At 65.5% G+C, this 20,513-nt stretch carries 23 protein-coding genes and 1 other RNA gene; 16 read left to right on the plus strand and 8 right to left on the minus strand.

Annotated features, from left to right (window positions below; genetic code table 11):
- Window positions 1-41 precede the first annotated feature (41 nt).
- Entirely contained in the window at window positions 42-935 is an 894-nt protein-coding gene (locus VIL42_11385) for a pyridoxal-phosphate dependent enzyme (GenBank protein ID HEY8593447.1), read from the plus strand.
- On the opposite strand, the gene VIL42_11390 is transcribed toward VIL42_11385, so the two are convergent.
- On the minus strand, window positions 932-1,186 hold the full coding sequence (locus VIL42_11390; protein HEY8593448.1) for a hypothetical protein: 255 nt from the start codon (window positions 1,184-1,186) through the stop codon (window positions 932-934). The two genes, VIL42_11385 and VIL42_11390, sit on opposite strands and share 4 nt — an antisense overlap.
- 54 nt (window positions 1,187-1,240) lie before the next feature.
- Here VIL42_11390 and VIL42_11395 point away from each other — a divergent pair, with 54 nt between their 5' ends.
- Window positions 1,241-1,408: a hypothetical protein gene (locus VIL42_11395; GenBank protein ID HEY8593449.1), complete on the plus strand. Its 168-nt coding sequence runs from the start codon at window positions 1,241-1,243 to the stop codon at window positions 1,406-1,408.
- On the opposite strand, the gene VIL42_11400 is transcribed toward VIL42_11395, so the two are convergent.
- Entirely contained in the window at window positions 1,380-2,063 is a 684-nt protein-coding gene (locus tag VIL42_11400) for an alpha/beta hydrolase (protein ID HEY8593450.1), read from the minus strand. The two genes, VIL42_11395 and VIL42_11400, sit on opposite strands and share 29 nt — an antisense overlap.
- 111 nt (window positions 2,064-2,174) lie before the next feature.
- On the opposite strand from VIL42_11400, the gene VIL42_11405 reads away from it, so the two are divergent.
- The 3 genes from VIL42_11405 to VIL42_11415 are packed head-to-tail and all read left to right on the plus strand — an operon-like array spanning window position 2,175 to window position 4,698.
- Complete coding sequence (locus tag VIL42_11405; protein ID HEY8593451.1) at window positions 2,175-3,251, plus strand: aminotransferase class V-fold PLP-dependent enzyme; 1,077 nt, start codon at window positions 2,175-2,177, stop codon at window positions 3,249-3,251.
- Window positions 3,248-4,366, plus strand: coding sequence for a cysteine desulfurase family protein (locus VIL42_11410; GenBank protein ID HEY8593452.1), 1,119 nt, complete (start codon window positions 3,248-3,250; stop codon window positions 4,364-4,366). The genes VIL42_11405 and VIL42_11410 overlap by 4 nt, the downstream gene beginning before the upstream one ends.
- Window positions 4,363-4,698 carry a 2Fe-2S iron-sulfur cluster-binding protein gene (locus VIL42_11415; GenBank protein ID HEY8593453.1) on the plus strand — a complete coding sequence of 112 codons (336 nt, stop codon included), beginning with the start codon at window positions 4,363-4,365 and terminating at the stop codon, window positions 4,696-4,698. The genes VIL42_11410 and VIL42_11415 overlap by 4 nt, the downstream gene beginning before the upstream one ends.
- Window positions 4,699-4,702: 4 nt before the next feature.
- On the opposite strand, the gene VIL42_11420 is transcribed toward VIL42_11415, so the two are convergent.
- Entirely contained in the window at window positions 4,703-5,350 is a 648-nt protein-coding gene (locus tag VIL42_11420) for a hypothetical protein (protein ID HEY8593454.1), read from the minus strand.
- 110 nt (window positions 5,351-5,460) lie between these two features.
- Between VIL42_11420 and ffs the strand changes: the two genes are divergently transcribed.
- The 4 genes from ffs to ettA all read left to right on the plus strand — a co-directional run bounded on the left by ffs (window position 5,461) and on the right by ettA (window position 9,327).
- Window positions 5,461-5,555, plus strand: an RNA gene (ffs, locus tag VIL42_11425) — signal recognition particle sRNA small type.
- A 62-nt stretch (window positions 5,556-5,617) separates the two neighbouring features.
- Window positions 5,618-7,234, plus strand: coding sequence for a DNA polymerase III subunit gamma/tau (locus VIL42_11430; GenBank protein HEY8593455.1), 1,617 nt, complete (start codon window positions 5,618-5,620; stop codon window positions 7,232-7,234).
- A gap of 13 nt (window positions 7,235-7,247) precedes the next feature.
- Window positions 7,248-7,571 (plus strand): YbaB/EbfC family nucleoid-associated protein, encoded by a 324-nt coding sequence (locus VIL42_11435; protein ID HEY8593456.1) that lies wholly within the window; start codon window positions 7,248-7,250, stop codon window positions 7,569-7,571.
- A gap of 76 nt (window positions 7,572-7,647) precedes the next feature.
- Complete coding sequence (gene ettA / locus VIL42_11440) at window positions 7,648-9,327, plus strand: energy-dependent translational throttle protein EttA (protein HEY8593457.1); 1,680 nt, start codon at window positions 7,648-7,650, stop codon at window positions 9,325-9,327.
- 14 nt (window positions 9,328-9,341) lie between these two features.
- Here ettA and VIL42_11445 read toward each other — a convergent pair whose 3' ends face one another.
- Window positions 9,342-9,593 carry a hypothetical protein gene (locus VIL42_11445; GenBank protein ID HEY8593458.1) on the minus strand — a complete coding sequence of 84 codons (252 nt, stop codon included), beginning with the start codon at window positions 9,591-9,593 and terminating at the stop codon, window positions 9,342-9,344.
- Window positions 9,594-9,741: 148 nt separating this feature from the next.
- Between VIL42_11445 and VIL42_11450 the strand changes: the two genes are divergently transcribed.
- The gene (locus tag VIL42_11450; protein ID HEY8593459.1) at window positions 9,742-10,758 is read left to right on the plus strand and encodes a mechanosensitive ion channel domain-containing protein; all 1,017 of its coding nucleotides are present in this window, start codon (window positions 9,742-9,744) and stop codon (window positions 10,756-10,758) included.
- Here the strand turns inward: VIL42_11450 and VIL42_11455 are convergent.
- Window positions 10,742-11,470, minus strand: a complete 729-nt coding sequence (locus VIL42_11455; protein HEY8593460.1) for an NYN domain-containing protein — start codon at window positions 11,468-11,470, stop codon at window positions 10,742-10,744. The genes VIL42_11450 and VIL42_11455 overlap by 17 nt on opposite strands.
- A 161-nt stretch (window positions 11,471-11,631) precedes the next feature.
- Here VIL42_11455 and VIL42_11460 point away from each other — a divergent pair, with 161 nt between their 5' ends.
- A complete protein-coding gene (locus VIL42_11460; GenBank protein HEY8593461.1) occupies window positions 11,632-12,003 on the plus strand; it encodes a hypothetical protein in 372 nt (123 codons plus the stop codon).
- A gap of 60 nt (window positions 12,004-12,063) precedes the next feature.
- Here the strand turns inward: VIL42_11460 and VIL42_11465 are convergent, their stop codons facing one another.
- The gene (locus VIL42_11465; protein HEY8593462.1) at window positions 12,064-12,699 is read right to left on the minus strand and encodes a carbonic anhydrase; all 636 of its coding nucleotides are present in this window, start codon (window positions 12,697-12,699) and stop codon (window positions 12,064-12,066) included.
- Between the two features lie 67 nt (window positions 12,700-12,766).
- Between VIL42_11465 and lipA the strand changes: the two genes are divergently transcribed.
- Together lipA and VIL42_11475 are read left to right on the plus strand one after the other, a co-directional pair.
- Window positions 12,767-13,690, plus strand: a complete 924-nt coding sequence (gene lipA / locus VIL42_11470) for a lipoyl synthase (protein HEY8593463.1) — start codon at window positions 12,767-12,769, stop codon at window positions 13,688-13,690.
- Window positions 13,690-14,151, plus strand: coding sequence for a type II toxin-antitoxin system RatA family toxin (locus VIL42_11475; GenBank protein ID HEY8593464.1), 462 nt, complete (start codon window positions 13,690-13,692; stop codon window positions 14,149-14,151). The genes lipA and VIL42_11475 overlap by 1 nt, the downstream gene beginning before the upstream one ends.
- Here VIL42_11475 and VIL42_11480 read toward each other — a convergent pair.
- Window positions 14,112-14,615, minus strand: a complete 504-nt coding sequence (locus tag VIL42_11480) for a CinA family protein (protein ID HEY8593465.1) — start codon at window positions 14,613-14,615, stop codon at window positions 14,112-14,114. The two genes, VIL42_11475 and VIL42_11480, sit on opposite strands and share 40 nt — an antisense overlap.
- Entirely contained in the window at window positions 14,612-15,754 is a 1,143-nt protein-coding gene (locus VIL42_11485; GenBank protein HEY8593466.1) for a bifunctional 2-C-methyl-D-erythritol 4-phosphate cytidylyltransferase/2-C-methyl-D-erythritol 2,4-cyclodiphosphate synthase, read from the minus strand. The genes VIL42_11480 and VIL42_11485 overlap by 4 nt, the downstream gene beginning before the upstream one ends.
- A gap of 50 nt (window positions 15,755-15,804) precedes the next feature.
- Here VIL42_11485 and dusB point away from each other — a divergent pair, with 50 nt between their 5' ends.
- The 3 genes from dusB to VIL42_11500 are packed head-to-tail and all read left to right on the plus strand — an operon-like array spanning window position 15,805 to window position 20,507.
- Complete coding sequence (gene dusB / locus VIL42_11490; GenBank protein HEY8593467.1) at window positions 15,805-16,803, plus strand: tRNA dihydrouridine synthase DusB; 999 nt, start codon at window positions 15,805-15,807, stop codon at window positions 16,801-16,803.
- A gap of 60 nt (window positions 16,804-16,863) precedes the next feature.
- On the plus strand, window positions 16,864-19,125 hold the full coding sequence (locus VIL42_11495; protein ID HEY8593468.1) for an ATP-binding protein: 2,262 nt from the start codon (window positions 16,864-16,866) through the stop codon (window positions 19,123-19,125).
- Window positions 19,125-20,507 carry a sigma-54 dependent transcriptional regulator gene (locus tag VIL42_11500; protein HEY8593469.1) on the plus strand — a complete coding sequence of 461 codons (1,383 nt, stop codon included), beginning with the start codon at window positions 19,125-19,127 and terminating at the stop codon, window positions 20,505-20,507. The genes VIL42_11495 and VIL42_11500 overlap by 1 nt, the downstream gene beginning before the upstream one ends.
- The last annotated feature ends 6 nt before the right edge of the window (window positions 20,508-20,513 follow it).

Here is a 20,513-nt window from a genome sequence, read left to right on the forward strand (position 1 = left end):
CCCGAAGCGACGTTCTTGCGGCCGCCGAGCGCATCCATGGCCTGGTGGAGCAGACCCCGTTCGTGATGAGCGAGATCAACCACGTCTTCCATCATCTGAAGTGCGAGTGCCTGCAGACCGGCGGAGCCTTCAAGCTTCGGGGTGCGACGAACCGGCTGCTGAAACTCAGCGAAGAAGAACGTGCGCGGGGCGTCGTCGCTTTTTCCTCAGGAAATCACGCGCGCGGAGTGGCCATCGCCGCCAGGCGGCTCGGGATCCGGGCGACGATCGTCATGCCTTCCGACGCGCCGGCGGTGAAGGTCGAAGGTACACGATCCGAAGGAGCGGAGATCGTCTTCTACGACCGGCGCACCGAGAGCCGCGAGGAGATCGCGGCCGCTCTCGCGGCTGAAGGCGGCGCCACGGTCGTTCCCAGCTTCGACGACGTGGACATTGTTGCAGGACAGGGATCAGTCGGGCTCGAGATCCTGGGACAGCTCGGGGACGATCCTGACGCGGTCGTCGTCCCCTGCGGCGGCGGCGGGCTCGCGGGCGGTATCGCGCTGGCGCTGCCCAACAGCCGGATCATCGCGGTGGAGCCGGAAGGATGGGACGACATGCGACGCTCGCTCGAAGCGGGCGAGATCGTGCCGGTTGGCGCTGACGCCCCAGCGACCCTTTGCGACGCGCTTCAGACGCCGCGCGTTTCACCGATCACCTTCGGCATCTTCCAGGATCGCGGGGTTGAGGTGGTGACCGTCACCGACGCGGAAGTGGAAGCGGCCGTCCGCTTCGCGTGGAAGAAGCACAAGCTGGTCGTCGAACCGGGCGGAGCAGCGGCCTTGGCCGCGGTAATGGCAGGCAAGGTCGAAATGCAGGAAGACTCGGTGATCGTGCTGTCCGGAGGGAATGTGGACCCGGCGCTTCACGCGCGGATCCTCAGCGAGGCGCCTTAAGCGACGTTGCGGGTGCGATATTCGCCGGCGTCGACGTGAAGCGGGCTCGACAGCTCGACCGCCTTGGTCAGCTCCTCGAGTTCGGCGGCCAGGGTCTGGAGCTCGCCGACCAGGAACCGGCGCTCGCCTTCTGCGACGGATTCCGACGCGTCGATGAGCGTTTCCAGCATCATGGCGATGCATGGCAGGATCGTCTCCTCGATCCTCTCGAACGCCTCTTCAAGGCGCGCCTGCTGCTCGGTTTGCGGCATGCTCGCCAATGTGAACCTAAGTTGGTTAAGTCTTGGTGAAAACGGAGCAGAGGAATGCAGAGTTTTTCGGCCGCCGCGCTCGCGCTGGCAATGATCGCCGTGTTCCTGCTCGTGGGCGGCGGGGTGAAGCTTGCGCTTGCCCGTCAGACGCGGTCGCGCGGCGTGCTGATGATCGTCGCCGCGCTCGTGCTGCTCACGAACGTGATGATCTGGACGGTATAGACGGCTTGATCGGGTCCGTGGCGAGCCGCATGTCGAGATAATCGTCGACCGACTTCATCAGCTGCTCAAGCTCGTTCGCGAAGAAGTGGTTCGCGCCCGGGATCAGGTCGTGGCTGATGGTGATGTGGCGCTGCGTGCGGAGCTTGTCGACGAGCTTCTGGACCGCGCTCGGGGTCACCACCTCGTCGGCCTCGCCCTGGATGATGATGCCCGACGAGGGGCAGGGAGCGAGGAAGCTGAAGTCGTACATGTTTGCGGGCGGCGCGATCGAGATGAAGCCACGGATTTCCGGGCGGCGCATCAGCAGCTGCATGCCGATCCAGGCGCCAAAGCTGACGCCCGCGACCCAGGTCGTCTCGGCTTCGGGGTGGATGCTCTGCACCCAGTCGAGCGCGCTTGCCGCATCCGACAACTCGCCGACGCCGTTGTCGAACACGCCCTGGCTCTTGCCGACGCCGCGGAAGTTGAAGCGAAGGGTCGCGAAGCCGCGCTTGACGAAGGTTTGATAAAGCAGCTGGACGATCTTGTTGTTCATCGTCCCGCCGGCCTGCGGGTGGGAATGGAGGATCAGCGCGACCGGTGCGCGGGGGCGGGTGCCGGGATGGAAACGGCCTTCGAGACGTCCCTCGGGGCCGGGAAAAATGACTTCGGGCATCGGCGGTGAAAGCTCGCGAGAAGAGAATAAGGTCGGCCGACGGGTGCGCCGCGGCGTGCGGTCCTATATAGGCGCGAGCCTTCTTGTGGCAATCAGCAGGAATAACCACCGTTGAACGCGCCGGAACGCCTTTACCTCGACCACGCGGCGACCACGCCGGTGCTGCCGCAAGCGCGCGAGGCGATCGCCCGCGCTTACGAACACTGGGCGAACCCCAGCTCGCCGCATGGGGAGGGGCGCGCGATCGCCGCCATCATGGAGCAGGCGCGCAAGGACATCGCGGACGTGCTCGGCTGGCGGCATGACGTCATCTTCACCAGCGGGGCGAGCGAAGCGATCGAGATTGCTGCGGCCCGGGCATTGGTCGCGGGACGGGCGCACGGCGCCACCGAGCATCCCATCGTTCCGCACGCGATGGGCGAGGCCTCGCGGGTCATCGCCGTCGATGGCGACGGACTGATCGACGAAGCCGGGCTGGATTCCGTGCTGGCAGAGGGGCCGGCGCTGATCGCGATCCAGCAGGTGAACAATGAAACGGGCGTTATTCAGCCGCTCGGCGGGATCGCGGAAAAGGTTCGGGCAGCGGGCAGCCTGCTGCTTGCCGACTGCGCGCAGAGTGCCGGCAAGCTGCCGCTGCCGGACGCCGACTTCATCGCGGCCTGCGCCCACAAGCTCGGCGGTCCGCCGGGCGTAGGCGTGCTGCTCGTGCGCGACCTGGCGACGCTGAATGCCGTCGGCGGGCAGGAAAAGGGCTATCGCCGCGGTACCCAGGACGTGCCGGCAATTGCCGGTTTTGCGGCTGCATTGAAGGCGCGGCCGTACGACATGGAGCGCCATGCCGAGCTTCGCCGCATCCTGGAGGAGCAAGTGAAGAGCTTGGGCGGGACGATCATTGCCGAGACTGCTCCGCGGCTGCCGACGATCGGCGCGATCGCGCTTCCCGGTTCATCGAGCGCCTCGCTGCTGGTGCAACTGGACCTGGCCGGAATCGCCGTCTCCGCCGGAAGCGCCTGCTCGTCGGGCAAGATGAAGGGGAGCGAAGTCCTCCAGGCCATGAACGTGCCGCCCGAAATTGCCGCCAGCCTGATCCGCGTCAGCTTCGGCCCTCACACGGACCAGCGGGACATCGAGCGGTTCCTGCTCGAATGGCGCAAGATTGCCGAGCGCGTGCAGGCAAAAGCCGCGTGATCTACCTTGACTATCAAGCGACCACACCGATTGCGCCTGAAGTCGCGCAGGCGATGATGCCGTGGCTCGAGGAGAAGTTCGCCAACCCGCACTCGCCGTCGCGGCGGGGGCGGGAAGCCGATGCGGCCGTCGAGGTCGCCCGCAAGCGGGTCGAGCAAGCGGCGTCGCTGAAGGGCGGCAGCATTGCTTTTACCGGCAGTGCGACCGAGGCGATCAATTGGGCTTTGAAGGGGACCGTCAGCAGGGCTCCGCACGGTCGAAACCGGATTATCACACTCGCCACTGAACACGCCGCGGTGCTCGATACCTGCGAATGGCTGGCGGGGAGGGGCATCGACCTGACGATCTTGCCTGTGGGCAGGGATGGGCTTCTCGACCTAAAGCTGCTCGAGCGCGAGCTCGACGAGCGGGTGCTGTTGGTCGCGGCGATGCAGGTGAACAATGAGATCGGAGTCACGCAGCCGATCACCGAAATCGCCCGGATGGCGCACGAGTGCGGTGCACTGATGCTGTGCGATGCCGTTCAGGCGTTCGGGCGCATGGAGCTTTGCGACGGTCCTGACCTGGTCGCCGTATCGGCGCACAAGGTTCACGGGCCGAAGGGGATCGGGGCCTTGTGGATGCGCAAGGGCGCCGAGCCGGAGCCGTTGATCCATGGCGGGGGCCAGGAGCGAGGCCTTCGCTCAGGGACGTTATCGCCGATGCTGTGCGTGGGATTCGGCGCCGCCGCGCAGCTCGCTGCTGAACGGATGTCCGGCGACACCGAGCACGTCGAGCGGTTGTGGAGCGCGGCTCGGGAAGCGCTCGGGCCGGGCTGGACCGTCAATGGCAGCACTAGGCACCGATACAGAGGCAATCTGAACATTCGGCGAGAAGGCGTTGACGGAGCTCGGCTAATTGCCGATCTGCGCGACATCGCATTTTCGCTGGGCTCCGCCTGCGCCAGCGGTTCGGGGCGGCCGAGCCATGTGTTGCGAGCGCTTGGCCTCAGCCAAGCTGAGGCGCGCTCGTCGATCCGTCTCGGCTTCGGCCGCTATACGACCGAGGAGGAGCTGGTGGACGCCTGCGCGCGCATCGCCGCTCATGCCGCGGCGCAGGAGAAGCTGGACGCGTGACACGAGTGCGGTTCCTGCGGCCCGACGGCACGCTCGACAAGGAAGTGGAAGGCGAAAGCGGCGAGCGGCTGCTGGACGTCGCGTGGGCGGCGCGCGAGCCGCTCGAGGGCGCGTGCGAAGGCGTGATGGCCTGCTCGACCTGCCATGTCATCGTCGATGCGGGCGACTTCGCGAAGCTGCCGCCGGCGAGCGAGGAGGAAGAAGACCTGCTCGACCTTGCATCCCACGCAAGCCGCACGTCGCGGCTGGCATGCCAGATCATCCTGTCGGACGAACTAGAAACGCTGACCGTGCGGATCCCGCCAGCGGCGACGAACTGGATGGGCCGCTAAGCTCTTAGTACTTCCGATACTCGGCGGCATTCGGGTCGGAGGAGGGGCCCGCTTCGCGTGCCGGCTGCCGATTGGCGGCTTGCGCGGCGGCGCGCCGGATATCTTTCAACTGCGGCAAGGTGAGGCGACCAGCCGCAGCGGCGTCCAGCATCTGAAACCGGCGGCGAGCCGCGGCCCGCAACTCGTCGCGAGAGACGCCGCGGTTGAAATTGCGGTCCGCCGAAGCAACCGGCTGCGGAATTTTCATGAGGCCATAGCGCCCGGAGGCAGACTCATTGTCGACATGCTCAGCCGTCTCGCCGCCTGGTCGGGTGGTGACCGTCACGATCGACTGAGCGCGCAGCTGCGGGGCGAGAACGCCTTCATAATAAAGCATGTCGTCGGGATCGATCTCGCCGTCTCCCGCTCGATCGAGCATCGCGAAAAAACGGTCGGAATCGGCAACCATCTCGTCGGCGGTGATGGCGCCGTCGTGATTGGCGTCGGCTCGCTGGAACCAGACGATGAGCCCATCCTCGCCCGAGGTGCGGCCGTAGAAGGGTTCCCCCATCGGGCTCACGAAAAAGCGCCCTGGACCGCGCTCGGGCGCATCCTCCGCTGCGGGCGCGGCTTGGCCGGCGATTGCCAGGGCAAAGAGCAACGGAATGAGCATGAACGGCCTTTCTTCGGTGCGACCAGCTTCTTAGCGGCAGCGAGGCCTAGGCAGAAGAGGCTTGATGCCGCGTGAACTTGCGCCAGCGGCTCTTTCCAACCATATGCGCCGCCGGAAGTCGGCGGACGGCGCTGTCGCCAACCTGGTCAGGCCCGGAAGGGAGCAGCCACAACGATTTCGTGCCGGGTCGTCGGCTTCCACCGCTCGCGTTCGGCGGCGCACCCCCTTACATCAGCAGCAATGGACGCTGACGAATCGCCTATGGACATGCCGGGTCTCGGGCTCGACCTGCCGGAAGTACCCGCGCCTAGCGCGCCAGGCGGAGCCTACCGCGTCCTCGCCCGCAAATATCGCCCGCAGACCTTTTCCGAGCTGATTGGCCAGGAGGCGATGGTGAAGACGCTCGGCAATGCGATCGAGCGCGACCGCATCGCCCATGCCTTCCTGCTCACCGGCGTTCGCGGCGTTGGCAAGACGTCGACGGCGCGGCTCATCGCCAAGGCGCTCAACTGCATCGGTCCGGACGGGCAGGGCGGGCCGACCATCGACCCGTGCAACGTCTGCGAGCCGTGCCGCGCAATTGCCGAGGGACGGCACATCGATGTCATCGAAATGGACGCCGCGTCGCACACGGGCGTCGAGGACATCCGCGAGATCATCGACGCGGTCCGCTACGCCTCCGTCAGCGCCCGCTACAAGATCTACATCATCGACGAAGTCCACATGCTTTCGAAGAACGCGTTCAACGCGTTGCTCAAGACTCTTGAGGAGCCGCCTGAGCATGTGAAGTTCTTCCTCGCCACGACCGAAGTGAACAAGGTGCCGGTGACGGTGCTGTCGCGCTGCCAGCGGTTCGACCTGCGCCGCATTCCGGCCGAGAAGCTGGCGCAGCATTTCGGCGAAGTGTCGAAAGCGGAAGGGGTCGAGGTCGAAGCGGAAGCACTGGCGATGATCGCAAGCGCTGCCGAGGGCTCCGCGCGCGACGGTCTGAGCATTCTCGACCAGGCGATCGCGCACGGGGCGGGGGCGGTGACCGCCGAGCAGGTGCGCGACATGCTTGGCCTAGCCGATCGTGCCCGGGTCCGCCGCTTGCTCGACCTTGTCCTTAGCGGCGACGCGGCGGCGGCACTCGGCGAACTGGACCAGGCGCACGAGCTTGGAGTCGAGCCGACGCAATTGCTTCGAGGGCTGATGGAGACGCTCCATGCGGCGACGCGCGCGAAAGCCGGAGCATCGCCGAGCGCGCTCGAGTCTGCCGAAGAGCGGGAGAGCGCGAGCAACATTGCCGGCAAGCTGTCCTGGGCGATGCTCCACCGCCTGTGGCAAATGCTGCTCAAGGGGCTGCAGGACGTGCAGGTCGCGCCGGACCCGCGCGAAGCCGCAGAGATGGCGCTGCTGCGCCTGATCCACGCGGCGGACATGCCGGATCCGGGCGCGCTGATGTCGCGGATGACGGACGATGGCGGGTCGAGCGCGCCGCGGGCCGCTCCGGCGCGCGAACCCGCTGGAGCGACGGCGCGGCTGCCCGACAGCTTCCGCGCGCTGGTCCAGCTGCTGGAAAACAACGGCCGCCACCAGCTTGCAGTGCAGTTGCACGACCAGGTGGGCGTGGTTCGCTACGCGCCACCCGAGCTGGTTCTGAAGCCCATGCGCCCATTCGGTCATGATTGGCCGCGCGACCTTGCGGCGGCGCTCAAGTCGGCGACCGGTGCCACATGGCAAGTGTCGCTGTCCGACGAAGCCGGCGAACCGTCGCTGCTCGACCAGGAGAAAATGGCCGAGGAGCGCGTCCGCGCCGATGTCCTTGCCGACCCCAACGTTCGCGCCGTCTTGGACGCATTCCCCGGCGCCGAACTTGAATCCTATTCAACGAGAGGTTCTTAACACCATGCCCGAAATGCCTGATTTCGAAGAGATCATGAAGATGGCGCAGAACGCCCAGGCGGAGCTGCAGAAGGCGCAGGACAATCTCGACAATATCGAGGTCGAGGGCGCGGCAGGCGGCGGCATGGTCAAGATCCGCGCCACCGCGAAGGGGCGGATCCTCGGCGTCGATCTCGACGAAAGCCTGCTCCAGCCGTCGGAGAAGACGATGGTCGAGGATCTGATCGCGGCCGCGATCAACGACGCGCGCGGGAAGGCCGATGCGGCGGCCGCGCAGGAAATGCAGAAGATGCAGGGCACGCTGCCGCTGCCGCCGGGCTTCAAGATGCCCTTCTAGGGCTGGAACTTGGCGGCGCGGTGCACTAACTCGCCGCCAACTCCACAGACATTCAAGAATAGGACCTCGCGACCCGATGGCCGCTCAATATGCTTATGTGATGAAGGACATGACCAAGTCCTTCCCCGGCGCGCAGAAGCCGGTGCTCAGCAACATCAACCTGCAATTCTATCACGGCGCCAAGATCGGCATCGTCGGCCCCAACGGCGCCGGCAAGTCGACGCTGATGAAGATCATGGCGGGCATCGACAAGGACTATCAGGGCGAGGCCTGGCCGGGCGAGAATGTCACCGTCGGCTATCTCCCGCAGGAGCCGCAGCTCGATCCGAGCAAGAACGTGCTCGAAAACGTCAAGGACGGCGCGCGCGAGACCGCGGACATGGTCGACCGCTTCAACGCCATCTCGGCGGAAATGGGCGACCCGAAGGAAGACACCGACTTCGACGCGCTGATGGAGGAAATGGGCGAGCTCCAGGGGAAGATCGACGCGGTCGATGGCTGGACGCTCGACAACCAGCTCGAGGTCGCGATGGAGGCGCTTCGCTGCCCTCCGTCCGACTGGTCGGTCGAAAGCCTGTCGGGCGGTGAAAAGCGCCGGATCGCGCTCACCCGCCTGCTGATCCAGAAGCCGTCGATCCTGCTGCTCGACGAGCCGACCAACCACTTGGACGCCGAGAGCGTCCAGTGGCTGGAACAGCACCTCAAGGAATATCCTGGCGCGGTGCTGATGATCACCCACGACCGCTACTTCCTGGACAATGTGGTGAGCTGGATCCTCGAGCTCGATCGCGGGAAATACTTCCCGTACGAAGGCAATTACTCGACCTATCTCGAGAAAAAAGCCAAGCGCATGGAGCAGGAAGAGCGCGAGGAGTCCGGCCGGGCGAAGGCGATCAAGGACGAGCTCGAATGGATTCGGCAGGGCGCCAAGGCGCGCCAGACCAAGTCGAAGGCGCGTATCGCCAAGTTCGAGCAGCTGGTCGCCAGCCAGGAAAAGCGGGTTCCGGGCAAGGCCGAGATCCTGATCCAGGTGCCGGAGCGCCTCGGCGGCAAGGTCATCGAGGTCGAGAACATCAGCAAGTCCTATGGCGACAAGCTATTGTTCGAAAACCTGTCCTTTACGCTGCCGCCGGGCGGGATCGTCGGCGTGATCGGGCCCAACGGCGCCGGCAAGTCGACCCTGTTCAAGATCATCACCGGTCAGGAGAAGCCGGACACTGGCACCGTGGACATCGGGCCGACCGTGCACCTCGGCTATGTCGACCAGAGCCGCGATCACCTGGACGACAGCAAGAACGTCTGGGAGGAGATCTCGGACGGGCTCGATTACATGAAGGTCAACGGCCACGACCAGTCGACGCGGGCTTATGTCGGCGCGTTCAACTTCAAGGGCCAGGACCAGCAGAAGAACGTCGGCAAGCTGTCCGGCGGTGAACGCAACCGCGTCAACATCGCCAAGATGCTGAAGCGCGGCGGCAACGTGCTGCTGCTCGACGAGCCGACCAACGATCTCGATGTCGAGACTTTGGGCGCGCTCGAGGAAGCGATCGAGAATTTCGCCGGTTGCGCGGTGGTGATAAGCCACGACCGCTTCTTCCTCGACCGCCTCGCGACGCACATCCTCGCGTTCGAGGGCGACAGCCACGTCGAATGGTTTGAAGGCAACTTCCAGGCCTATGAGGAGGACAAGGTCCGCCGCCTGGGCGAGGAAGCCACCCGCCCGCACCGGACGAGCTACCGCAAGCTTACGCGCTAGGGATTAGCCGCGCCTCAGGCGCTGTCGCCCTGTTGCTGGTCGGCGGGGTGGTCGTTCTCGTAGCGCTGCGCGTGGTCGATATCGTGCTGCTTGTCGGAGCCTTCGCGCGCTTCCGGGTCCTCGACGCGCGCAAGCTCGACCGCCGAGGCGATGTCGCGCTGCATATTGCCGCCGTAGCTGCCGCCGAAATCCGGTCCGGGTTCGGCATTGTCGATGATGTCGCTGTCGTCGTTCTCACGCGCGCTCTGGGTGCGGGGATGTTCCATGTCGGTCTCCTTTGCTGGGGCGAACGGACCGGGCGGGACCGCGTTCCCGCGCTAGAGACCTGTGGTGAGCTACATAAGACGGAAGCCCCGGTCGGACGAGTTCGGAACGAACGTCGGGTCGCCCGGTTGATCGGGTATGCAGGGGCTTTTGAACCTCGCACCTGCCGCGAACGCCGCCGCCGGCGCTTCGCCAGATGCATTGAAACTGTTTGGCGTGACGCTGATCGGCGCGACGCCCGAAAACCTGCGCAAGCTCGTCCTGTCCGTCCTCTTCATCGCAATCGCGCTGCTGGCCGCCTGGCTGCTGCGCCGCCTGTTCAGGCTGTCGCTGGGGAGCAGGGCTGGCACCCGCTTCTATTTTTGGGCCCGGCAGGCGCTCAGCCTGCTGATTGCCGTGATCATGATCCTTGGGATAGCTTCGATCTGGTTCGACAGCCCGCAGCGGCTGGCAACCGTGCTCGGGCTCGTCACCGCCGGCGTGGCATTCGCCTTGCAGCGGGTCGTCACCGCCGTCGCCGGTTATTTCGTGATCCTGCGCGGCAAGACCTTCAATGTCGGCGACAGGATCGTCATGGGCGGCGTGCGCGGCGACGTCATCGCGCTCAGCTTCATGCAAACCAAGATCATGGAAATGGGCCAGCCGCCGCCTGTCCAGAAGGACGAGCCGGCGATGTGGGTGAAGAGCCGGCAATTCACCGGGCGGATCGTCACCGTCACTAACGACAAGATCTTCGACGAGCCGGTGTACAATTACACTGACCAGTTTCCCTATGTGTGGGACGAGATCAGCCTGGGCATACATTACGAGGGGCCGCACGAGGAGGTCGAGCAACTGCTCATCGATGCTGCCCGGCGCCACGCCTTGTGCAGCGAGCATATGGCCCAGGACGAAGTGCGCAATCTCGAGCGGCGATACAACCTTGCCGTCGGCGACATCGACCCGCGGGTCTATTGGCGCATCACGGACAATTGGCTGGAATTGACCGTGCGGTTCCTCTGCCCCGACCATGGAGTGCGCGACATCAAGGACGCCATGAGCCGCGACATCTTGAAAGAGCTGAACCGGAAGAAGATCAGCATCGCTTCGACGAGCTTCGAGATCGCCGGAACGCCGACATTGAGGATCCAGCGCCAGGGGCGCGGCGAGACTAACGCAGGCGCTTGACCAGCAGCCCTCCGTCGTCGTCGCTCTTCACTTCGAAATTGGGAACCGCCTTGATGAGGTCGGAAAGGCGCGTGTAGCCGTAGTTGCGGGCGGCGAAGCTCGACACGGCCTTGGCGCGCTGGCCGAGCTCCGAAAGCGGCGCATAACCCTCTTCATCGCGTTTCGACGCCTTGTAGGCATCCCCGAGCACTTGCAGCAGTTCGGGGTCTACGGGCCGTTGCTTGTTGCCGGTCGCTGGCTGCTCCAGCTGGTCTTCTTCGTCCGGGGCAAGCGCACCGACATCGAAGAAGCGCGTGCATGCCTGGCGGAAGGAGTGGGGGGTCTTGGCCGTGCCGAAGCCCCAGACCTGCAGGCCCTGTTCCCGAATTCGCTGGGCGAGCGGCAGGAAGTCGCTGTCGGACGACATGATCCCGAAGCCGTCCACCCGGCCGCCGTGGAGCAGGTCCATGGCGTCGATCGCCATGCGCATGTCGGTGACGCTCTTGCCCTTCGTGGGATCGGGCTGCTGCACCTGGATGACGGAATGTTCGAGCGAGAGGTCGGCCCAGCCCTTCAGGCTCGCCTTCGACCAGTTCCCATAAGCGCGGCGGATGTTGATGGTGCCAAGTTCGCCGAGCACCAGCAGAACCTGGTTGAAATGGTCAGGGCTCGCATTGTCGGCATCGATCAGCAGAGCGATATTCGCTTCCGGCTCGGGCAATCTCTCGCGCATTCGCGACTCCTTCCCCTCATCTCTAGCGCGGTGTCGCGGGATAACCACAGCCTGCCGAAATCTGCCGTTCATCACGGGTCCGATACGACCGTGGCGGGAACGAAACGGCCCCTTGAGCACTAATAGCGCCACAGGGGGCGAGATGTGGAAGGACGAGAGAGATGAGGAAGCTTGGACTTACTGCAGCCCTTGCCGCCGCCAGCGTGTCGGTTGCGGGTTGTGCGACGTATCCGAACCAGTACGGCTACGGCGATCCCTATAATAACGGCTATTACGGCTCCGGGTACGGCTCCGGCTATGGTTCGACGGGCAATGCCGTCGCCGGCGCCGCAGTCGGTGCAGGCGCTGGCGCACTGGCCGGCGCGGTTCTTCCGGGCCTGAAGCCGGGCACCGGCGCTGCGGTTGGCGCGATCCTTGGCGGCGTGCTCGGCGCGCGCGTCAACGGCCGTCAGATGTACCGTGATACCCGCGGCTATTGCTATTACGTCGACCAATACGGTCAGCCGCACTACGATTATAACGTTCGCTGCTAGTCTTCGCGGCGGCGTCATGACGCCGCTCCTAAGCGAGGCTCTTAAGCCCGTTGTAAGCTGCTAGACGGGGCGGAAGTCACCTTCCGCCTCGTCGAGCACGTACAGGCGCCCTTCCGCGATCGAGAAATGAGCGCCGTGGAGCTTCAACTCTCCGGCTTGCTCCGCTTCAGCGATCCACGGGAACGTGCGAAGGTTGGCGAGGCTGACCTTCACAGCTTCGCGCTCCATGTCCAGGAAAGCATCGCGATCGAGCTCGTCGTGTCGGTGCAGCACCTTGTCGCGCGCGCCTGAAAGCATTCCCACCCAATCGGCGATGAAGTGACCCTCGCCGGGCGAGCTGTCGTCGAACTGGCCGGTCAGCGCCGCCGCGCAGCCGCCGCACAGCCCGTGGCCCATCACCAGGATTTCCCCGACCTTCAGCTGCGTCACCGCGAATTCCAGCGCTGAAGAGACGCCGTGGTAGCCCCGCGTCGTTTCATAGGGCGGCGCCAGCGCGGCGATGTTGCGGACGACGAACATCTCGCCAGGGCGAGCGTCGAAAATCTGGGCCGGGTCGACCCGGCTGTCGGCGCAGGAGAGGATCATCACGCGGGGGCTTTGTCCGTCTGCAAGCTCCGCCCAGCGTTCCCGCTCGTGCTGCCAGTCCTTTTCACGGAAGCGGCGATAGCCGTCGATCAGCTGCTGCATGTAAGGCATGGCGCTGCCGCTAGCGCCAGCAGGGCAGGGGTGGCAAGCGGGCAGCGCAATCGCTATCTCCCGCGCCATGAACGCCCCCGCCGCCGTACCCGCGCCCAAGCAGCGCAAGCCCGACTGGATTCGCGTCAAGGCGCCGGTCAGCGAAACCTATCACGCCACGCGGCGGCTGATGCGCGACCTCAACCTGGCGACCGTGTGCGAGGAAGCGGCGTGCCCGAACATTGGCGAATGCTGGACCAAGAAGCACGCGACGGTGATGATCCTCGGCGACACCTGCACGCGGGCCTGCGCCTTCTGCAACGTGAAGACCGGGATGCCGCGCGCCGTCGATCCGCTCGAGCCCGAACATGTCGCCACCGCGGCCGCAGAGCTGGGCCTTGAACATATCGTCGTGACGTCGGTGGACCGCGACGATCTGCCCGATGGCGGCGCGTCGCAGTTCGTGAAGGTGATCCAGGCTCTTCGCCGGAACACGCCGCAGACAACGATCGAGATCCTGACGCCGGATTTCCGGAACAAGAGCGAAGCGGCAGTCGAGGCGATCATCGAAGCCGGGCCGGACGTCTACAACCACAATCTCGAGACCGTGCCGCGGCTGTATCCGACGATCCGCCCTGGCGCGCGCTACTATGCGTCGCTGCGCCTGCTCGAGAGCGTCAAGCGCAAGGCGCCGCACATCTTCACCAAGTCGGGTGTCATGGTCGGGCTCGGCGAGGAGCGGATGGAGGTCCACCAGGTGATGGACGACATGCGTTCGGCGGGCATCGATTTCCTGACCATGGGCCAATATCTTCAGCCGACGCCGCGGCATGCGAAGGTGCAGGAGTTCGTCAGCCCGCAAGCGTTCAACGCTTATGGGGCGATTGCCCGCGCCAAGGGCTTTCTGTTGGTCGCGGCGTCGCCGCTGACCCGGTCGAGCTATCATGCCGGCGATGATTTCAAGAAGATGCAGGAGGCACGCAACGCCCAGCTGGAGCGTTCGAACGGCTGATGCCGCGTCACAGCGAAACCAAACACCTTCCCTATACGCCGGAGCAGCTGTTCGACCTGGTTGCGGATGTTGCCCGGTACGACGAGTTCCTGCCGTGGGTCGTCGCGGTGCGGGTGCGATCGTCGAGCGAGAAAGAGACGATCGCCGACCTGGTCGTCGGCTTCAACGCCTTCAAGGAGCGCTTCACGAGCAAGGTCGTGAAGGACCGGCCGCGCAGCATTTGCGTCGACTATGTCGAGGGGCCGCTGAAATTCCTGCATAACGAGTGGCGGTTCGACCCCGCCGACGACGGCGGGACCAACGTCCACTTCTCGGTCGATTTCGCCTTCAAGTCGCGGATCTTCGAGAGCCTGGCCGGCGCCATGTTCGACCGTGCTCTCAGGCGCATGACCAATGCGTTCGAGCAGCGCGCCGCCGCGCTTTACGGCATCAGCAAGTCGAGCGCGCAGAGCGCCGCCTGAAGCCTGACCCCGGCGCGGGTCTTTTCATCGAACAGCTTTTGATCGGCGACGATCCGCGCCGGGTCGGCGTCGCGTTCGGCAAGCGCAAAGACCACCGTTCCGACAGGCTTGCCGGGCGTGCCGCCGCCTGGCCCGGCAATGCCGGTGATGGCGACCGCAACATCGGCACCGGACGCGGCGAGGGCGCCTCGTGCCATCGCCCAGGCCGTCGCAACACTGACGGCGCCGAACGTTTCGACCACTTCCTGAGACACTCTGAGCTGCGCGATTTTCGCGCCATTCGAATAGGTTACATAGCCTGCTTCAAACACGTCCGAAGATCCCGCGATCTCGGTCAGGGCGGCGCTGATCAGCCCGCCGGTGCAGCTCTCGGCTACAGCGATCCGACGATCGGCGGCGCGGTTGGCCTCAATCACCTCTTGCGCCTTCCGCACCAGCTCTTCGGGAAGCAGATAGTCGTTCACTTGGGCAACCCCATCCGAATGCTGGCAATCGCCTGTGCGGCAATGCCTTCGCGCCGCCCGGTGAAGCCGAGGCCTTCCGTGGTGGTCGCCTTGATGCTCACCTGGTCGATGCTCAATCCCGCGATTTCGGCAACCCGCGCACGCATGGCCTGCCGGTGAGGGCCGACCTTCGGCGCCTCTGCAATTACTGTACAATCGACATGGTCGATAATCGCTCCTCTTTGCCGAGCGAGCTCGGCCGCGTGGGCCAGGAACAGGGACGAGGGGGCGCCCTTCCACTGCGGGTCGGAAGGCGGGAAGTGGTCGCCGATGTCGCCAAGCGCCACCGCGCCGAGGAGCGCATCGGTGATCGCGTGGAGGACGACGTCGGCGTCGCTGTGCCCTGCCAGCCCGCGGCTGTGCGGGACTCCGATGCCGCCGAGCATCAGCGGGCCTTCGCCTTCGAAGGCGTGGACGTCGAAGCCGATGCCAGTACGCGGGATCAGGTTGGCCGAGAGCCATTGTTCGGCACGAGCGAAGTCAGCGGGGTGAGTGAGCTTCTCCAGGGAAACATCGCCGGCCACGGCGGCAACCTGCATTCCGGCCGCCCTGACGACGGTGGTTTCGTCAGTGGGAGAGGGGCCTGTCCATTGGGCATAGGCCGACTTGAGCTCGGCGGTGCGAAAGGCCTGCGGAGTCTGTACGCGTACTAGTTCGTTGCGATCGACAGGATCGCCGAGCGTCTCCTGTGCCCGCGCAAGCGTGTCGCCGATTGAAAGCACCGGCGCCGCGCCTTCGAAGAATTCGAGGCGGGCGATCAGCCGATCGATGACGTCTGGCGGGCAGATCGGCCGCGCCGCGTCGTGAACGAGCACGGCCTCGGCTTCGACCTGGGCGAGGCCCGCACGGACGGAGTCAGCGCGCTCGGCGCCACCCTCGATCAGGGTGCCTACATCGAGGCCCTCGAGCGCCGCAGCGGCCGGCTCCTGCTGCCCGCGGCCGACCACGACCCGCGCGGACTGCACAGCGGGGTGCCGGATCAGTGATTCCACTGCCCAGCGGAGGACGGGCTTGCCGCCGAGCGAGCGATATTGTTTCGGAACGCCGCCGCCGAGGCGCTCGCCTTTGCCGGCCGCGACGATCAGGGCGGTGACGCTCATTGGGCGCGCCTTGCCCCTCAAGGGCCGCTCCTGTAAAGCCGCGGCCTCTCATGCAGACGCTGAAACCCATCAGGATCGGCCCGGTCGAGGTCGCGTCGCCAGTCATCCTGGCGCCGATGACGGCCGTCACCGATCTGCCGTTCCGGCGCGCTGTGAAGAAATTCGGCGCCGGCCTGACGGTCACCGAGATGATCGCCAGCCAGGCGATGGTCCGCGAAACCCGCCAGTCGCTGCAGAAATGTATGTGGGATCCGGCTGAAGAGCCGATCTCGATGCAGCTTGCCGGCTGCGAGCCGCAGGTGATGGCTGAAGCGGCGCGGCTGAACGAGCAGCGCGGCGCCGCGATCATCGACATCAACATGGGCTGCCCGGTGAAGAAGGTCGTGAACGGCTGGGCAGGCTCCGCGCTGATGCGCGACCTGCGGATCGCGGCGGCGATCATCGAAGCGGTCGTCAAGGCCGTGAAGGTGCCCGTCACGCTGAAGACGCGCATGGGCTGGGACCACAACAGCCTGAATGCGCCGGAGCTCGCGCGGATTGCCGAGGAGCTCGGCGTTCAGATGATCACCATTCACGGGCGCACGCGGTGCCAGATGTACAAGGGCGAAGCCGACTGGTCGTTCGTGCGCAGCGTCAAGGAAGCCGTGTCGGTGCCGGTGATCGTCAACGGCGACATCTGCTCGACAGACGACGCACGGGAAGCGCTCGCGCAATCGGGCGCCGACGGAGTGATGATCGGCCGCGGTGCTTACGGGCGCCCGTGGCTGCTGGGGCAGGTGATGAGCGATCTGATGGGCGGCGCGCAGCGGCCCGAGCCGAGCCTCGACGAGCAGCTCGAAACGATGCTCGCGCAATATGACGAGATGCTGTCGCTCTACGGCACGCACACCGGCGTCAATCTCGCGCGCAAGCATATCGGCTGGTACACCAAGGGCCTGCCCGGCTCCGCGGAACTCCGCAACACGGTCAACCAGCAGGACGATCCCGCAGTCGTCATCCGGCTGTTGCAGGATTTCTATGCGCCGTGGCTTGCGCGCTCCGCGGCCTGACCTGACGCCTGACCATACAAGTGTGTTGTTGATGCAACGGTCGTGCTAGGGCGCGACCGAATGGACGCGCGCACGGCCGAATCGCGGGTGACTTCGAGGCAGGAAAGCTGGCTGCAGCGCGAACGCGTGAGCGGCCGTTTCTACGACCGCGTCGCGATCATCGTTGCCTTGTTCCTGGTTGCCATGCTGGTCGTCAGCGCCATGGTGGTCGGGCGAAGCGCAGAGCCTGGCGCCCTGCTGTCGCCGCCGCTGATCGCACTCTTGCTCGTTGCAATCCTTCTGCCGGCCAGCGCCTTGATGGCGCTTTATGCGCGCCGGGTAGCCTTGAGCCGTGCGGAGCAGGGTGGCCTCGGCAGCGGCCGGCTTCACATCCGCCTCGTCGTGCTGTTCACCGCCATTGCTGCCGTCCCGACGGTGCTGGTCGCCATCTTCGCTTCGCTGCTGTTCCAGAGCGGTCTCGAGTTCTGGTTCTCGAAGAGCGCCCGCAACATGCTCGAGAACACGGTCGAGGTGGCGCAGTCGACCTACAATTACGAGCTTGGCCGGGTTGGCGCTGAAGGCGTGGCCATGGCGGCCAACATGGCGGAGGGGCTGTCCCGGGTCCCGATCGACGACCCTCGGGTGTCGGAGGCGCTGGCCGCGCAAACATATCTGCGATCGCTGAACGAGGCCGTCATTCTTCACCTGGAGCCGGGCAAGGAGTTGCGCACGCTAGCCGTCGCAAGCGGAAGCTACGGCCTGTCACTGAACGACGGCAGGGCCCGTGCGGCGGCCGCGCGCCTTCAGACACTCGGCGCTGAGGCGACCGTCGACGCAAAGGCGCCTGGCCGTGTCGCTGTACTGACGCGCCTCGGCAGCCTGCCGAACACCTATCTGTACGTCGGACGCGTGGACCCGGAAGTGTCGGGCCAGATTGCGCGGGCGAACAATGTGCTGGGCGATTATCGTGCGCTCCTGACCAAGTCGCGGACTAACCAGCTGAAGTTCAACATCGCATTGCTTCTCGGGTCGCTGGTCATCGTCGCTCTGGCCATCCTCACCGCACTCCGCCTTGCCGACCGCCTGGTGCGTCCGGTCGGTGAGTTGGTGAGCGCGGCTGGGCGCATTGAAAGCGGCGACTTCTCCGCGCGCGTGCCGGTCACCGGGGCCGAGGACGAAGTGCAGACGCTCGCGACGGCGTTCAATCAGATGACTGGCCGCCTGGAGGAGCAGACCAACGAGCTGAGGTCGGCGAACACACAGCTCGAAACTCGGCGGGCGTTCATCGAAGCCGTGCTGTCCAGCGTCACCGCGGGTGTGCTTGCCGTCGACGGGCAGCACCGAATCCTGCTGCTCAACCGCTCGGCCGAGACGCTGCTGGCGCACGGCACGCCAATCGAGGGCAAGCCGCTCGGTTCGGCTTCGCCGGAGCTCGAAGAGTTCATGAGCGGCCAGCAGTCCGAGGCGAATGTGCTCATGAACGTCGACGGCGGGCAGCGCACGCTGGCCGTCAAGCGAATGCGCTATCAGGACGGTTCGGTGTTGACGTTCGATGACATCACCGACCAGCTGACCGACCAGCGGAGGGCCGCCTGGTCCGATATCGCGCGGCGGATCGCGCACGAGATCAAGAACCCGCTGACTCCTATCCAGCTTGCGGCCGAGCGGCTGCAGCGCCGGTTCGCGGCGGAAATCTCCTCCGACAAGGAGACGTTCGAGCGTCTGACCGGAACGATCGTCCGCCAGGTCGGCGACTTGCGGCGGATGGTCGATGAATTCTCCAACTTCGCCCGCATGCCCAAGCCGGTGTTCCGCGAGGAGAATGTACACGATATCGCCCGCCAGGCCTTGTTCCTGCATGAGGTGGCCCATCCCGCAGTAACCTTCTCGATCGAGCCGCAAACCGGCGAGTTCCGCATGGTCTGCGACCGGCGTCAGCTTTCCCAGGCGCTGACGAATGTCGTCAAGAACGCCGTGGAAGCGATTGAAAGTCGAAGGAATCGCGGTGAGCATAGCCTTGCCGGCGACCGCGTCGACGTGAAGCTTCGGCAGTCCGACGGGCTGCTGATCGTCGATGTGCTCGACACCGGCGTCGGGCTGCCCGAGGACCGCGAGCGCATCACCGAGCCGTACATGACGACGCGGGTGCGCGGCACCGGGCTCGGCCTCGCGATCGTCAAAAAGATCGTCGAGGAACATCTGGGCGAGATCGCCTTTCTCGACCGGGCGGGAGGAGGGACTCACGTCCGCATGTCGTTCGATGCCGCGAGGCTGACGTCGCTGGCCAATGAGCCGGGGCAGGAAGAGCCGCAGGACAGCGGCAAGGGGTCCGAGGAGAGCTGATGGCGCTTGAAGTTTTGGTAGTCGACGACGAAGCGGACATCCGCGAGCTCGTATCCGGGGTGCTCGAGGACGAAGGCTATGCCGTGCGCACCGCGGCCGACAGCGATTCCACTCTCGACGCCATCGAGGAGCGGCGGCCGTCGATGGTCCTGCTCGACGTGTGGCTGCAGGGGTCGAAGCTGGACGGGCTCCAGCTGCTGCAGGAGATCAAGCGGCGGGATTCGACGATCCCGGTGCTGATGATTTCTGGCCACGGCAATCTCGACACGGCGGTTGCGGCGGTCAGGGAAGGGGCCGTCGATTTCATCGAAAAGCCGTTCGAGGCCGAGCGGCTGATCTACCTTGTCGATCGCGCAACCGAGACGGAGCGCTTGCGGCGCGAGAACGAAGCGCTGAAGCGCCAGGCCGGCCAGGAGGACCAGCTCCACGGCAGCTCGATCGCCATCAACACGGTCCGCGCGACCTTGAAGCGGGTGGCGCCGACCGGAAGCCGCGTGCTGATTTCCGGACCGCCCGGTGTGGGTAAGGAAATCGCCGCGCGGATGATCCACCAATGGAGTCCGCGGGCGCGCGCGCCCTTCATCGTCCTTTCCGCGGCGATGATGAGCCCCGAGCGGGTCGAAGAGGAATTGTTCGGGAGCGAGGATGGCGGCGCGATGCGGCCGGGCCTGCTCGAGCATGCTCATGGCGGCACCCTGTTCCTTGACGAGATCGCCGACATGCCCCCGACAACCCAAGCGAAGATCCTGCGGGTGCTCACCGACCAGAGCTACCATCGTGTCGGGGGCCAGCGGCCCGTGCGCGTGGACGTCCGCGTGCTTTCGGCGACGTCGCGCAACCTGCAGGAGGAGATAAACGCCGGCCGCTTCCGCGAAGACCTCTACTATCGCCTCAATGTCGTGCCGGTGCGGCTGCCTCCGCTGCGCGAAAGGCGCGAGGACATTCCTGAGCTCGTCAGCCACTTCTTGGCGCGCTTCGCCGCCGAGCGGCGGATGCCGCCGCCGACAATCTCGGCGGAAGCAATGGCGGCCCTCCAAGCGCACGATTGGCCCGGCAATGTCCGGCAGCTGCGGAACATTATTGAGCGAACACTGATCCTTGCGCCGGGCGACCGGGTGTCGTGCATCGAGGTGGACCTGCTGCCGCCCGAGATCATCGATAGCCACAATGCGATGGGCGGAGCGTCGACGACCATGGCGATCATGGGCAGCCCGCTTCGTGAAGCCCGGGAATCGTTCGAGCGCGAATATCTGAAAATCCAGATCCGGCGCTTTTCCGGCAACATCTCCCGCACCGCGTCGTTCATCGGCATGGAGCGTTCGGCCTTGCACCGGAAGCTTAAAGCCCTCGGTATCGGCGAGAAGAAGGAGGGAGAGGAGTAGGATCGA

Origin of the sequence: Sphingomicrobium sp. (assembly GCA_036563485.1) — a bacterium.
Classification (GTDB): domain Bacteria; phylum Pseudomonadota; class Alphaproteobacteria; order Sphingomonadales; family Sphingomonadaceae; genus Sphingomicrobium.

Coding starts and splice junctions, on each gene's coding strand:
- VIL42_11390 (HEY8593448.1), bottom strand. CDS start 1,186: ATGCCGCAAACCGAGCAGCAGGCGCGCCTTGAAGAGGCGTTCGAGAGG.
- VIL42_11395 (HEY8593449.1), top strand. CDS start 1,241: ATGCAGAGTTTTTCGGCCGCCGCGCTCGCGCTGGCAATGATCGCCGTG.
- VIL42_11400 (HEY8593450.1), bottom strand. CDS start 2,063: ATGCCCGAAGTCATTTTTCCCGGCCCCGAGGGACGTCTCGAAGGCCGT.
- VIL42_11420 (HEY8593454.1), bottom strand. CDS start 5,350: ATGCTCATTCCGTTGCTCTTTGCCCTGGCAATCGCCGGCCAAGCCGCG.
- VIL42_11430 (HEY8593455.1), top strand. CDS start 5,618: ATGCCGGGTCTCGGGCTCGACCTGCCGGAAGTACCCGCGCCTAGCGCG.
- VIL42_11435 (HEY8593456.1), top strand. CDS start 7,248: ATGCCTGATTTCGAAGAGATCATGAAGATGGCGCAGAACGCCCAGGCG.
- ettA (HEY8593457.1), top strand. CDS start 7,648: ATGGCCGCTCAATATGCTTATGTGATGAAGGACATGACCAAGTCCTTC.
- VIL42_11445 (HEY8593458.1), bottom strand. CDS start 9,593: ATGGAACATCCCCGCACCCAGAGCGCGCGTGAGAACGACGACAGCGAC.
- VIL42_11455 (HEY8593460.1), bottom strand. CDS start 11,470: ATGCGCGAGAGATTGCCCGAGCCGGAAGCGAATATCGCTCTGCTGATC.
- VIL42_11460 (HEY8593461.1), top strand. CDS start 11,632: ATGAGGAAGCTTGGACTTACTGCAGCCCTTGCCGCCGCCAGCGTGTCG.
- VIL42_11465 (HEY8593462.1), bottom strand. CDS start 12,699: ATGCCTTACATGCAGCAGCTGATCGACGGCTATCGCCGCTTCCGTGAA.
- lipA (HEY8593463.1), top strand. CDS start 12,767: ATGAACGCCCCCGCCGCCGTACCCGCGCCCAAGCAGCGCAAGCCCGAC.
- VIL42_11475 (HEY8593464.1), top strand. CDS start 13,690: ATGCCGCGTCACAGCGAAACCAAACACCTTCCCTATACGCCGGAGCAG.
- VIL42_11485 (HEY8593466.1), bottom strand. CDS start 15,754: ATGAGCGTCACCGCCCTGATCGTCGCGGCCGGCAAAGGCGAGCGCCTC.
- dusB (HEY8593467.1), top strand. CDS start 15,805: ATGCAGACGCTGAAACCCATCAGGATCGGCCCGGTCGAGGTCGCGTCG.
- VIL42_11495 (HEY8593468.1), top strand. CDS start 16,864: ATGGACGCGCGCACGGCCGAATCGCGGGTGACTTCGAGGCAGGAAAGC.
- VIL42_11500 (HEY8593469.1), top strand. CDS start 19,125: ATGGCGCTTGAAGTTTTGGTAGTCGACGACGAAGCGGACATCCGCGAG.